The organism is Streptomyces sp. TAA486 (genome assembly GCF_000426165.1).
The window spans coordinates 83,031-95,502 of record NZ_AUEV01000015.1 but is presented as its reverse complement, the minus strand read 5'-3'; the positions used below and the strand labels follow the sequence as shown (position 1 = coordinate 95,502).

Genomic DNA, 12,472 nt, shown 5'->3' with positions numbered 1-12,472 from the left:
AGCCCGCGTAACTCGGCGGCCCGGCCCCCTCGGTGAGGGGACCGGGCCGCGGTGCTGCCCGTGCCCTGCCCGCGGCGGGCCCGCGGCAGGGCGCCGCCGGGCTACTCGGTCTTGATCGCGGTGAGCATGTTCAGCTTGGCGGCCCGCCGTGCCGGCCACAGCGCGGCCAGCATGCCGACGACCGCCGCCAGTCCGAGGAAGATCCCGATCCGGTCCCACGGCAGCACCAGCGAGTACGTCGACAGCGACAGCCCGACGACCTTGCCCGCGGCCCATCCGAAGAAGATGCCGAGTCCGATGCCGAGCACTCCGCCGAAGAGCGAGATGACGAGCGACTCCAGCCGCACCATCCGCTTGATGCCCCGCCGGTCCAGGCCGATGGCGCGCAGCATCCCGATCTCCTGCGAGCGTTCGAAGACGGACATCGCCAGTGTGTTGACCACACCCAGCACAGCCACGATCACCGCCATCGCGAGCAGCCCGTAGAGCATGTTGAGCATCAGCGTGAAGATCTTGGCGATGGACTCCGTGACGTCCTTCTCGTCCTGGACGAGTACGGCCGGGTTGTTGCCCAGCGCCTTCTCCAGGGACGCCTTGACCGAATCGCTCGCGCCGTCCTTCGTCTTGACCATCACCTGCATGCTCGAGAGCTGCTTCATGTGCGGGTCGAGAGTCCCGGTGTCGAGCATGATGCCCCTGATCATCTCGTTGCCCTCGTAGACGCCCGAGACGGTCATCCGGGTCTTCTTCCCGTCCTCGAAGGTGACGGGGAAGGTCGAACCGGTCTTCCAGCCCTTTTCCTTGGCGGTGTCCTTGTCGACGACGGCCTTGTTGCCGGACAGCCCGTCCCAGCCGCCGGAGACGAACGGCATGTCGGTGAGGTCGCTGATGGTCTCGCCCTTGACGCCCGTCAGATACTCCGTGGAACTGCCCACCCGGGCGGGGGAGTTGCGCATCGGGCTCAGCGACTCGACCTGGTCGTCGCGCGTCAGCTTCCGCTCGACGCCGGGCGAGAGCGGCGTCTGATTGGCCATGCTGACGGTGTAGTCCGCCTTCAGCGAATCGGTGGCCAGCTTCTCGACGGCCTGCTGCACGCTTCCGGCGATCACCGTCAGCCCGGTGATCAGGGTGAGCCCGATCATCAGCGCGGACGCGGTCGCGGCGGTGCGGCGGGGATTGCGCACCGAGTTCTGACGGGCGAGCTTCCCCGAGACCCCGAAGATCCGCATGAACGGCGCGGCCGCGGCGATCAGCGGCCGCGACAGCAGCGGCGTCAGGACGAAGACCCCGATGAGGAGCGTGGCGGCACCGGCCGAGAGCGGGATCTTGGCCGTGTCGCGGTCGTCCATCCCGGCGCCGTACAGCACGAGTGCCGTGCCCGCGCCGGCCAGCAGCGCGCCGATCGTGTTGCGGATGACCAGCGAACGCGTCGTCGCCGCCGCGTGCACGCTGCTCATCGCCGCCACCGGCGGGATCTTCGCCGCCTTGCGGGCCGGGAGCCAGGCGGCGAGGACGGTCACCACGACGCCCGTGGCGAGCGAGGCGCCGATGGCGGTGGAGTCGACGACGAGCGGCCCGTCCGGCACGGTCGCGCCGAACCTGCCCATGAGCGAACGCAGCGCCGCCCCGATGCCGACGCCGGCAGCCATGCCGCCGACCGCGGCGACAGCGCCCACGACCAGCGCCTCGATGAGCACCGAGCGCGTCACCTGACGGCGCCCGGCACCGACCGCGCGCAGCAGCGCCAGCTCCTTGGTGCGCTGGGCGACGAGCATCGTGAAGGTGTTGGCGATGATGAAGATGCCGACGAACAGCGAGATTCCGGCGAAGACCAGCATCGCCGTCTGCATGCCGCTCATGCCCTTCTTGATCGCCTCGGACTGGTCGGCGGCGAGCTTCTTGCCGGTGACCGCGTCCGCGCCCTTGGGGATGATCTTCTCTGCCTGGGACTTCAGCTGGGCCTGCGAAGTGCCGTCGGCGGCCTTCAGCGTGATCTGGTCGTACTGCCCCGGCAGGGCGAAGAGCCGCTGGGCGGTGGGGGTGTCGAACAGCACGAGCGTGCCGCCGGCGGCGACGTTGCCGTCGTCGGTGGTGAAGATGCCGACGACGCGCTGCTTGAGCACCGGTCCGTTGACCGACATGCGGGCGGTGTCGCCGACCTCGAAGCCGACGCGCTTCGCCGTCGCGGAGTCGATGGCGACCTCGTCGGACTTGTGCGGTGCCCGGCCGTTCTTCATCGGGTAACGGGCGTCCTCGGCCTTGCCGTTGCGGCCGGAGTCGTAGTTGCCGCCGGTGGTCTGCCAGCCCTCGCCGACGAGCTTGCCGTGCTTGTCGGCGAGCGCGGTGAAGCCGGTGACGGAGCCGCTGGCGCTACGTGCGCCGGGCAACTCGCGCGCCTTGTCGAGGGTGGCCTGCGTCAGCCGGTCCTGGTCGCCGGGCCGCCTGCGGGGCGGCCCGGAATCGCCGCCCGCGGGCGGCTCGATGGCGAGGTCGACGTTGCTGTAGCCCTTCTCCGAACTCTTCTGGTACGCGTCGGAGATGGTCGAGGTGAAGACCAGGGTGCCGGAGACGAAGGCCACGCCGAGCATCACGGCGAGCACGGTCATCAGCAGCCGGGCCTTGTGCGCGAAGACGTTGCGCAAGGCAGTACGGAGCATCGGTTTGTCCTGGGTTCTGGGTTTCTGGGAACGCGGTATCCAGCGGCCCGGCAGTCCTGGGCCGGTTCCGGGTTCGTGCTGGTGATTGCCTCGGCGGGCGCTGCACGGCCGTGTGGCCGGCACAGAGGCGCCCGCGCCGGCGCGGGTCAGTTCGTACGCACCCTGGCGTCGAGGTTCTTCATGCGCTCGAGCACCGACTCGGCGGTCGGCCCGGACATGTCGTCGACGATGCGGCCGTCCGCGAGGAAGACGACGCGGTCCGCGTAGGAGGCGGCCACCGGGTCGTGGGTGACCATCACGATCGTCTGGCCCAACTCCCTCACGGAGTTGCGCAGGAAGCCCAGCACCTCCGCTCCGGCGCGGGAGTCGAGGTTGCCCGTCGGCTCGTCCCCGAAGATGATCTCCGGCCTGCTGGCGATCGCCCGGGCCACGGCCACGCGCTGCTGCTGGCCGCCGGAGAGTTGGCTCGGGCGGTGCTTGAGCCGGCCGGAGAGTCCGACGGTCTCGATGACGCGGTCCAGCCAGGCCTGGTCCGCCTTGCGGCCCGCGATGTCGAGCGGGAGCGTGATGTTCTCCATCGCGTTGAGCGTCGGAAGCAGGTTGTAGGCCTGGAAGATGAAGCCGATCCGGTCGCGGCGCAGCTTCGTCAGCTTCTTGTCCCTGAGCTTGGTCAGTTCGGTGTCGCCGATCAGGGCGCTACCGCCGGAGACCGAGTCGAGGCCGGCCATGCAGTGCATCAGGGTCGACTTGCCGGAGCCCGACGGTCCCATGATCGCGGTGTATTCGGCCTTGCGGAATTCGACGGAGACTCGGTCGAGCGCGACCACCTTGGTCTCGCCCTGCCCGTAGACCTTCGAGAGGTCCGTGGCGCGCGCTGCGGCGACGCCGGCGGGCGCTGGGGCAGCAGCCGGTACGCGGGAGGAGTAGGTGGTGGTCACGGGAGTGCGCTCCTGTCGGACGGTGTACGGATCTCGGGTCCACACCATGTTGTCCTTCCGTGCGCCCCCGCGGATCACCCCCCATGCCCGTATCGGGGCACGCCTTCCGAGGTACATCGACGTCACGCGGTCATCCCTGGGTATGACGGCTCCCCCGAGACCGCGGGCGGGGCCGGACACCCCCGCGGGACTCCCGCCGACGGAAGGCGAATTCCAGTGTCCGGACGGCGACTTTCCGTCATTTCACGTGCCAGGGACGTGATCCGGGCGGGCCTCCGAAGTGGGGGACGCGGTACTGACGCGTCGTCAGTTGCCCATAAAATAAGACAACATCGGGCTGACGCCCCCCAGTTGGGGGCCTGACGCTGGATAGGCTCTACCTGCACTCTGGGGTAGGAACCCGCATGCACTGCGTAGCTGCGGGACCTGGAGCCGGTGCCCGGATGGTGGAATGTAGACACGACGAGCTTAAACCTCGTTGGCCCTGAGGGCCGTGCCGGTTCAAGTCCGGCTCCGGGCACCACCCATGCGCCTGAGCTGTGACGGCCCGGCACATCTGCGCGTCCGTCCGCGTCCACGGACCCGGTGGTGTTCACGTGCCCACCGGTCGTCCAGGGTCAGGGCAGTGCCTGCTCCGTCCAGATCGTCTTGCCCGAGGTCGTGTAGCGGGTGCCCCAGCGCTGCACCATCTGCGCCACGATGAACAGGCCGCGACCGCCCTCGTCGTCCGTCGCGCTGTGCCGGAGATTGGGCGAGGTGTGGCCCTTGTCGGAGACCTCGCAGTGCAGGCTGCGATCCCGGATGAGCCGCAGATAGACAGGGCCGACCGCGTGCCGGATGGCATTGGTGACGAGTTCGCTGACGACGAGTTCGGTGGTGAACGCCAGCTCGTCCAGGCCCCATTCGGTCAGCTGGTCCATGACCAGCGTCCGTGCGCGGGAGACCGCGCTGGGCTCGGCTTCCAGCTCCCAGCCGATGACCTGGTCGGCTCCCAGCTCGTGCGTGCGTGCCAGGAGCAGCGCGGCGTCGTCGGTCGCCGGGCCGTCGGGCTGCAGCTCGCTCAGGGTCCGGTCGCACAACTCCTCGAGCGTGGCCCGGCGGTCGCTCAGCACACCCTTGAGCTTCGCGACGCCCGTGTCGATGTCGCGGTCGCGGTCCTGTACGAGCCCCCCGGTGAAGAGCGCGAGAAGGCTTCCCTCCGGGAGTTCGATCTCCATCGACTCGAACGGGAGCCCGCCGACACCCAGCGGGGGACCGGGCGGGATGTCGAGCAGCTTGAAGTTGCCTTCCGGGTCGACGCTGGCGGCGGGCGGGTGGCCGGCGCGGGCGGCGGTGCACATCCGGGAGACCGGGTCGTACACGGCGTAGAGGCAGGCGACGCCGAGCCCTTCGTCGGTGCCGGGCACGGCACCGGGTTCCTGGTCCTCGGCTCCCTGCAGTACGAGGTCGTCCAGCCGCGAGAGCAGCTCGTCGGGGGCGAGATCCAGCCGGGCCAGGGCCCGGACGGTGGTGCGCAGACGCCCCATGGTGGCGGCCGCGTTCACGCCGTGACCGACCACGTCGCCCACGACCATGCCCACGCGCGTCCCGGACAGGGCGATCACGTCGAACCAGTCGCCGCCGACGCCCAGCCCGACGTCGGACGGCAGATAGCGGTGCGCCACCTCGACGGCGGACAGCTCGGGCAGGCCCCTGGGCAGCAGATTGCGCTGGAGCGTCAGCGCGGAGGCGCGCTCGCGCGTGTAGCGGCGGGCGTTGTCGATCGACAGTGCGGTACGGGTCGCCAGCTCGTTGGCGAGGGAGAGCTCGTCGTGATCGAAGGGAGCCGGGTTGCCGCTGCGCATGAAGGTGACGAGGCCCATCGTGGTGCCCCTGGCGCGCAGTGGCACGGCGAGCGTGGAGTGGACGCCGCTCTCGTCCTCCGGCGTCTGCGCCGGGCGCTCGCGGTCGACGGTGAGGGCCTTGCGGGACGCGAGCGAGCTGAGCTGCGGCGAGCCGGGCTCGTACTCGACGGGGAAGGGACCGGTGGAGGACGTGTCCTCGGCGCCCGCGTACGGGGTGCCCACGCGCTCCACGACTCTGATCAGGGCCGGGGTGTCTCCGTGCTGGCGGGGCTCCTCGCCCTCCAGGACTCCGTCGACCAGGTCCACGGTGACGCTGTCGGCGAAGGCCGGGATGACCACCTCGGCGATCTCCCTGGCCGTGGTGGTCATGTCGAGCGTGGTGCCGATCCGTACCCCGGCGCGCACCGTCAGCGCCAGACGCTGCTGGGCGCGGTAGCGGTCGGTGATGTCGAGGGCGTCCTCGCAGACGCCGAGCACGTGTCCGTCGGCATCCTTGAGCTGGTAGTACGCGCACGACCAGACGTGGTCGTGCTCCGGGTCGACGGGTGGCCGGGCCTCGTAGAGTAGGCCGAAGACCGGCCTGCCGGTGTCGATCACGCTCTGCATGACCTCACCCAGCGAACTGGGATAGCCCTCCGAGATCACCTCGCCGCCGTCGTACAGCTCGTCCACACGCTTGCCGACGAACTCGCCGAGGTTGTGGCCCTTGCGGTCTATCTCGCTCTGGTACTTCGCGTTTATCCAGGTCAGACGCAGATCGGTGTCGTAGATGCCCAGGCCGATCGGCGACTGCGTGGCGAGCCCGCGGAGCATGGCCTGGTGCGCTTCCCAGCTGCGCAGCGGTTCCAGCTCCGCCGCGACCATGATCTGCGGAGGTTCGTCCCGCCCGGCGAGGGAGCAGATCGTCGTCGCCACATCGACGTGGTGGCCGTCCCGGTGACGCGCGACGCTGGCCTCGCTGCGGCATGCCGGGCCGACGGACCGGTCGAGGAGCTCGATGAGCGGCTGTTCCTGGGACGTTCTCTCCACTATCAGCGTCTCGAGCGGCCGGCCCAAGATCTCGCGCGGTTCATATCCGAAGAGGCCTTCAGCGGCTTCGCTCCACCCGATGATCACGTTCTCGTTGTCGAGCAGCACCGTGGCGCCACTCGCCACGTCGAGTGGTCCACGGAAGTCGATGGTCTCGGCCTCGCTCCACGCATTCATGGCACCAATCCAGCCCGGATACGTTTCTTACAGGGTCGATCCATACGGGAGCAGATACAACCGCAGCAGGCAGAGCGGGCTCCTGTGGTGAAAGCAGAACATAAGGGCACCGCGGCCGCACGGGGCGGGTGTCCCGGAACGGCTTGAATTCGCAGGCGCACGCGGCCAGTGCGGGGGCGCACAGGCGCGGGTGTGTGCTCGGTGCGTTCTGCCACCAGGCGGGATCACGGAGCGTGGACCGGCGGACCCATGGCCGTGCGCGCGGCGTTGCGGCAACTGCGGGCAGGCGCTCTGCCGGGGCCGCACCGCGGCCAAGCGCTCTGCCGGCGGGGAGGCTCTCTACTGCGGGCCCCTCGGATCCCGCCGCTGACGGCGCGAGACGTGACGCCGCCCGGGCTTGGGTGGGCCGGGACGTTCGGACAGGGGGGTGGAGCAGGTCGGACACCAGTACCCGATCCCCTGCGTGAAGGTCCAGCCCTGCTCCTCGAGGTAGGGGGCCGCGCGGGCGCTGCTGTGCAGGATGTGCCCGAACAGGTCGTCCTCAATCGGTGGCGGAGGCTCGTTGATCACGAGGTCGAACACCGCGCGAGCCGGGCAGCCGACGTCGTCACAGGCCAGGTAGAAGCGGACGGGCCCAGGTGCCTCCCCCTCTGTCATCAAACTCATGTCTCAACGCTATTCAGCGCACGCGAGTGTGGTGGGGCTCTTGAGGAAGCGGGGCCGAAGGCTCCGCCCCGTGCGGCCATTCCGGCCATCCGGCACCGGCACGGCGGGTGCCCGCGCTCCGCGATCCCTGTGCGGCCCTGTTCCTGCCCGTCAGCGCCCCGCCGGGCCCGTCACGGTGCCGGGGCTTTGGTCCGCTCCGTGGGCAATCACCTGTGTCGCGGCCCAGCAGTCTCCCGGACCGGAATATTTGGGAGATGCTGGGAGTCTTCAGACGGATACGCCGGATCCGGACGGCCCGCAGTGCAGCGCGGGGCCCGCTCAAGCGCCGTGGAGTGGCATGTCGATCATGGTCTACGTGTACGGCCTGGTCGGGGCCTGCTTTCTGGGCCTCGGGTTCGTGCTCCAGCAGGAGGCCGCAGCCCGCGCCCCGCTGGCCGACATCCTCTCCTTCCGGCTGCTGCTGGACCTGATGAAGGTCCCGCGCTGGCTGCTCGGCATCGGCTTCATGGTGATCGGCCAGCTCCTCAGCGCCGCCGCGCTGGCACAGGGGGACGTCTCACGGGTCGCGCCGCTGCTGGCCACCAATCTGCTCTTCGCGATGGCGCTGGCGCGGCGGATCAGCGGGCAGCGGCTCGGCCGAAGCGGCTGGGCGGGGGTGGTGCTGCTCAGCGGAGGCGTGGCCGCGTTCGTTGCCGCCGGATCCCCGCAGGGCAACGACGACGCTCAGATCGGTGCCTTCCGGCGCTGGTTCGTGCTGGGGTCGGTGGTGGCGGTGGCCCTGGTGATGGTCGTGATCGCCCGCAATCTGCGACTGGCCGAGGAGCCTCCGCTCCTGGCCGGAGCGGCAGGTGTGCTCTACGGGGTCCAGGACGCCCTGACCCGTGAGGCGAGCACGGTGTTCAGCGAATCCGGCCTCGTCGGACTGGTCACGAGCTGGCAGCCGTACGTCATCGTCACATCTGCCGTCATCGGGCTGGTGCTGGTGCAGAGCGCCTTCGAAGCCGGGGCACTGCGGCAGTCCCTGCCCGCGCTGACGGCCGCGGAGCCACTCTCCGGGATCGCGTGCAGCATCGGGTTCCTCGGCGACACGGTGCGCTTGACGCCGCTGGCGGTCACCTGGGAAGTCCTGGGGCTGGGAGCGGCCATCGGCGGAGTCTTCCTCCTGGGACGTCACCCGGCGATGCCGACCGGGGCGCCCGGCCCGTCCGGGCCCTCGGACGAGAAGGAGGCGTACGACGACAGCGGCCGTCCCCGCTAGGGCATGTCTGCAAGGCCCGCCCGGACCGCGGGTGGCGTGCCCGCCGGGAGTCCGCGGCCCCGCTCCCGCGCGCCGGATCCACGAAGGGGCGGATCAACCGGGCGGCGGCTGCGGGCCGTGATCCACAGCGGGGTGCGATTCGGTGCCCTGACGGTCCGTCCATATATCGGCCAGGGCCGCCGTCAGTGCGATCAGGACGAAGACGACCGAGAGAACGAGCCCGTGCTGGTACGCCGAGCGCCAGTCGGCCTCGACCGGTGGGCCGTGGCTCATGTTCAGTCGGGTGAAGAAGAGGGAGCCCACGCCCGCGATGCCGACCGAGGCCCCGATGCGCTGCCCGGTCTGCAGCACTCCGGCCGCGCTGCCGCCCCGCGCCACAGGCACCTGGGAGAGGGTCAGCGCCTGGTTCGGGGCGATGACGAAACCGGTGCCCAGCCCTGCGAGCAGCAGCGGAATCATCAGGTACCAGCCGGTGCTGTGCCCCTCGACCGCGTGGGCCGTGAGCGCGGTGCCGGCCAGTCCGAGCGCGGTCAGCGCGAGCCCGCCGGCCACGAGCCTGCGCCCGTACCGGTCCACGTACCGTCCGCCGAGCTGCGAGGCCGCTCCGGACCCCAGCGCGAACGGCGTGATGGCGAGCCCCGCCTGCAGCGCGCTGTAGTGCAGCCCGCTCTGCAGATACAGCGTGGTGATGAAGAAGATCGATGTGAAGCCCGCGAACTGGAAGACGATCAGCAGGCAGCCCGTCCAGTACGAGCGGATGCGGAAGAGCGAGAGCGCCACGAGAGGTTCCGTCGCGCGCCGTGAGCACCGCGACTCCCACCGGACGAAGCAGGCCAGCAGCACCGCCGCGAGTAGCAGCAGCAGCCACTTGCCGTCGCCCTTCCACTGCTGCGCCTGGACGAACGGCAGCAGCACCGCCAGGACGCCCGCGCCCAACAGGGCCACGCCCACCGGGTCGAGGCTCTGGGACCGCTGCCGCGCACCGGCGGTGGGGGTGTCGGGCAGCAGCCGTCGGGCGAGGAAGAGACAGAGGATGCCGATGGGGAGGTTGACGTAGAAGACCCAGCGCCAGCCCTCGTCCGCGCCGGCCGCCTGGATGATCACGCCGCCCAGCAGCGGTCCCACGGCGGTGGAGACGCCGACGACCGTGCCGAACATGCCGAAGGCCCGCGCCCGTTCCCGTCCGGAGAACATCTGCTGGATCAGGGCCGAGATCTGCGGTGCGATCAGCCCGCCGCTCAGGCCCTGCACCAGCCGCGCGGCCACGAGCCACGCACTCGTACGGGCGGCTCCGCACGCGGCGGACGCCAGGGTGAACAGGGCCAGGCCGACCATGAAGACGAGGCGGCGGCCGCGTGCGTCGCCCATCCGCCCGGCGGGGACGAGGAAGAGCCCGAAGGAGAGCGCGTACCCCGAGAGCACCCACTGGAGTTCGGACTCGGTGGTGTGCAGGCCCTCTCGTACGGACGGCAGGGCCACGTTGACGATCGAGACGTCCAGCAGCGTCATGAATCCCGCGACGAGACAGACCGCCAGGGCCTTCCATCGCTGTGAGCCGGTGCCGGTCTCCGGGTCGGGCCCGGGTCCGGGCTCCGGTTCCGGGCCCGCGGACGATCTCGCTTCGGGCACTGACGCTCCTCGCTCTGCGCACGCCGGGTCGCGCTCGCGAGTACCCCGCCGGGTCGCAAGATTCGCTCGCGTCATGCGTCTGGTCTGCGCGACCGGACGGATGCGCTGCCGGCCGATCGACGACCGCGGGGAGCAGGAGGGCGGGGCTGCGGCCTGCTCGCGCGGCGGCTGCTGCCGCTCGCCGGCGTCCCGTACGTCAGGCGCCGCATGGGCGGGCCGACGTACGGGACACCGGCACGGTGAGCCGTGCGCGGACGGGAGCGCTACTTCTTCAGCAGCTCCCGCATCTCCTTGATCTCACCGGTCTGTGAGCGCCTGATGTCGCGGGCCATGGCCTTCGCCGGCTTGTACGAGCCGTCCGACTCCTCCGTGCGGGCCATGTCGACGGCTCCCTCGTGATGCGCCGTCATCATCTGCAGGAATTCGCGGTCGAACTTCTCGCCGGACAGCTTCTTGAGCTTCTCCATGTCCTCGGGAGTCATCATCCCGGCCATGGAGTGACCCGAGTGCGCCGAGTGTCCTCGGCCCGGGGCGGGGACCTTCTCGCCCCACGACTTCAGCCATCCGGACATCTTCTCGATCTCGGGCTCCTGGGCCTTGCTGATCCGCTCGGAGAGCGACTTCACCTTCGCCGACTCCGCACGGGAGGAGGCCAGTTCGGACATCTCCACGGCCTGGCGGTGGTGGGGGATCATGCCCTGCGCGAAGGAGACGTCGGCTGCGCCCGCGCTCTTCGCGGGCTTCTTTCCGCTGTCGTGGCCCGAGCCGTGGCCGTCGCCGGCCGCCTGGTCCTGGCCGCTGCCGCATGCCGCGAGCGCCAGCGCCGCGACCGCGGCGGACGCGGCGGCGGTCACCGCGCGGCTGAGGGTGGAACGTTGTGTACTCATGGTCGTACTGCTCCTGCGTGTAGAAGAGTTGCTGTTTCCGGGTGCACCTGATGCGGCGGCGGCCCTGCGGCCGCGCCGTGAGGCGCCCCTATATGCGCAGGAGTTGAAGCCGGTGAAGTGAGGGTGGCGCCCGTTCCGCTCCGGTGTCCGGCCGGCACCACCCGTCGAGGTCCGTGTCGGGCTGCGGGCCGGCGGCCGTGGCGGAGGCGGGGCCGTCCATGCTCGGGGAGCCGCTGGTGCCGCTCGCCGAACATGCCGCGTCGGCGTGTGCGACGTGCCCGCCCGTTCCGTCGCACTCGCACTGGTCCGCGTGCTGGCCGCCGGGTCCGATGCGCGGGCTCTCGTCGTGGGCATCGCTGTGTACGACGCCGTGGACGTGAGAGTTGCCGTGGGCGGCGTGACCGCTTGTGGTGTGACCGCCTGTGGTGTGACCGCCTGTCGCGTGACCGCCCGGGACGGCCGCCTCCGGCGCCGAGTGCGCCGTCACCTGGTGCGGGTGAGCCTCGGGCGGCGGCGCCGCTCCGAGCCCGTGCATCGCGAGCAGCCCGCACAGGACCGCCATGACCAGCAACGGCAGCGCCCGGGCACGCCCCTGGAGGGCGGGTGCGGGAGACACCTTCGGGCCGTTGCGGATCACGGACGCATCGTACGGGCACGGATCCGGACGCAGGCCGAGTTGTGCCCGATGGCAAAGGTTCCTGCCCTCGCCGCCCGTGGCCCCGCGGCGGACCGGCCGCGGAAGGAGCGCCGTCAGGGGACGCGTGCGCTGAACTGGCGGCGGTACGCGCTGGAGGACAGGCCCGTACGTCGCCGCAGCTGGGCGCGCAGATTGGCCGCCGTGCCGAGTCCGCGGGCCACCGTCCCGAGTGCGCTGCTGATCCCCGAGGGCGTCGCGGGCACTTCGCTGTACGTACTGGCGGCCACGGAGCCGTCCAGGCGGCGCTGTTCGCGTGCACCGGCATCCTCCTCGACGCCACGCCTCCGTCGATGAGTACGCGTTGTACGGGCGGGCACGCGAACCGCCCTTCACCGGCGCCATGTTCCGCCTCGGCGGGCTCGCCGTGTGCTGAATGCCCCGTTCGGGACATCGCTCGGCAAGGCGGTGGCGGAGGAGGCCGCGGGTCACACGGGCCACTGGCTCACCGGGCGTCCTGCTCGGGCTGCTCTCGACCGCACTCGGCGTGGGCATCGCGGTGCTCGGTGTGCCGCGGCGTCCCCACCCGGGGCTCGGCGAGCGGCTCCTGGCGCCCCTGCGCCGCCTGCAGTCGGGGGCACATCTCGACTACGCGGCCTGGACGGTCGGGGCCTCGCACCGGTGACACTGCTCACCGCCCCGGGCACCCACATGCTGCCCTGAGAGCCGCTCAGCTGCGCCGTCTCCAGGAGC

10 protein-coding genes and 1 tRNA gene are annotated in these 12,472 nt (G+C 70.7%); 3 read left to right on the top strand and 8 right to left on the bottom strand.

Annotated features, from left to right (window positions below):
* Positions 1 to 101: 101 nt before the first annotated feature.
* Positions 102 to 2,657 carry an ABC transporter permease gene (locus tag I004_RS0120570; RefSeq protein WP_028437050.1) on the bottom strand — a complete coding sequence of 852 codons (2,556 nt, stop codon included), beginning with the start codon at positions 2,655 to 2,657 and terminating at the stop codon, positions 102 to 104.
* 146 nt (positions 2,658 to 2,803) lie between these two features.
* A complete protein-coding gene (locus I004_RS0120565) occupies positions 2,804 to 3,595 on the bottom strand; it encodes an ABC transporter ATP-binding protein (protein WP_028437049.1) in 792 nt (263 codons plus the stop codon).
* 437 nt (positions 3,596 to 4,032) lie between these two features.
* Between I004_RS0120565 and I004_RS0120560 the strand changes: the two genes are divergently transcribed.
* Positions 4,033 to 4,118, top strand: a tRNA-Leu gene (locus I004_RS0120560).
* Positions 4,119 to 4,212: 94 nt separating this feature from the next.
* Here I004_RS0120560 and I004_RS0120555 read toward each other — a convergent pair.
* The gene (locus tag I004_RS0120555; RefSeq protein WP_028437048.1) at positions 4,213 to 6,645 is read right to left on the bottom strand and encodes a SpoIIE family protein phosphatase; all 2,433 of its coding nucleotides are present in this window, start codon (positions 6,643 to 6,645) and stop codon (positions 4,213 to 4,215) included.
* 339 nt (positions 6,646 to 6,984) lie between these two features.
* A complete protein-coding gene (locus I004_RS0120550; protein ID WP_028437047.1) occupies positions 6,985 to 7,311 on the bottom strand; it encodes a hypothetical protein in 327 nt (108 codons plus the stop codon).
* A gap of 337 nt (positions 7,312 to 7,648) precedes the next feature.
* On the opposite strand from I004_RS0120550, the gene I004_RS35090 reads away from it, so the two are divergent.
* Positions 7,649 to 8,569 carry a DMT family transporter gene (locus I004_RS35090; protein ID WP_106965398.1) on the top strand — a complete coding sequence of 307 codons (921 nt, stop codon included), beginning with the start codon at positions 7,649 to 7,651 and terminating at the stop codon, positions 8,567 to 8,569.
* Between the two features lie 93 nt (positions 8,570 to 8,662).
* Here I004_RS35090 and I004_RS35085 read toward each other — a convergent pair whose 3' ends face one another.
* The 4 genes from I004_RS35085 to I004_RS39535 form a co-directional block, all read right to left on the bottom strand.
* Positions 8,663 to 10,198 carry an MFS transporter gene (locus tag I004_RS35085; RefSeq protein WP_051345256.1) on the bottom strand — a complete coding sequence of 512 codons (1,536 nt, stop codon included), beginning with the start codon at positions 10,196 to 10,198 and terminating at the stop codon, positions 8,663 to 8,665.
* A 263-nt stretch (positions 10,199 to 10,461) separates the two neighbouring features.
* On the bottom strand, positions 10,462 to 11,085 hold the full coding sequence (locus tag I004_RS0120535) for a DUF305 domain-containing protein (protein ID WP_028437046.1): 624 nt from the start codon (positions 11,083 to 11,085) through the stop codon (positions 10,462 to 10,464).
* Between the two features lie 88 nt (positions 11,086 to 11,173).
* Positions 11,174 to 11,722, bottom strand: coding sequence for a DUF6153 family protein (locus I004_RS37630; protein ID WP_051345255.1), 549 nt, complete (start codon positions 11,720 to 11,722; stop codon positions 11,174 to 11,176).
* 113 nt (positions 11,723 to 11,835) lie between these two features.
* Positions 11,836 to 12,009 (bottom strand): hypothetical protein, encoded by a 174-nt coding sequence (locus I004_RS39535; protein ID WP_158677061.1) that lies wholly within the window; start codon positions 12,007 to 12,009, stop codon positions 11,836 to 11,838.
* Between the two features lie 257 nt (positions 12,010 to 12,266).
* On the opposite strand from I004_RS39535, the gene I004_RS39075 reads away from it, so the two are divergent.
* Positions 12,267 to 12,404, top strand: coding sequence for a hypothetical protein (locus I004_RS39075; protein ID WP_158677060.1), 138 nt, complete (start codon positions 12,267 to 12,269; stop codon positions 12,402 to 12,404).
* Positions 12,405 to 12,472: the final 68 nt, after the last annotated feature.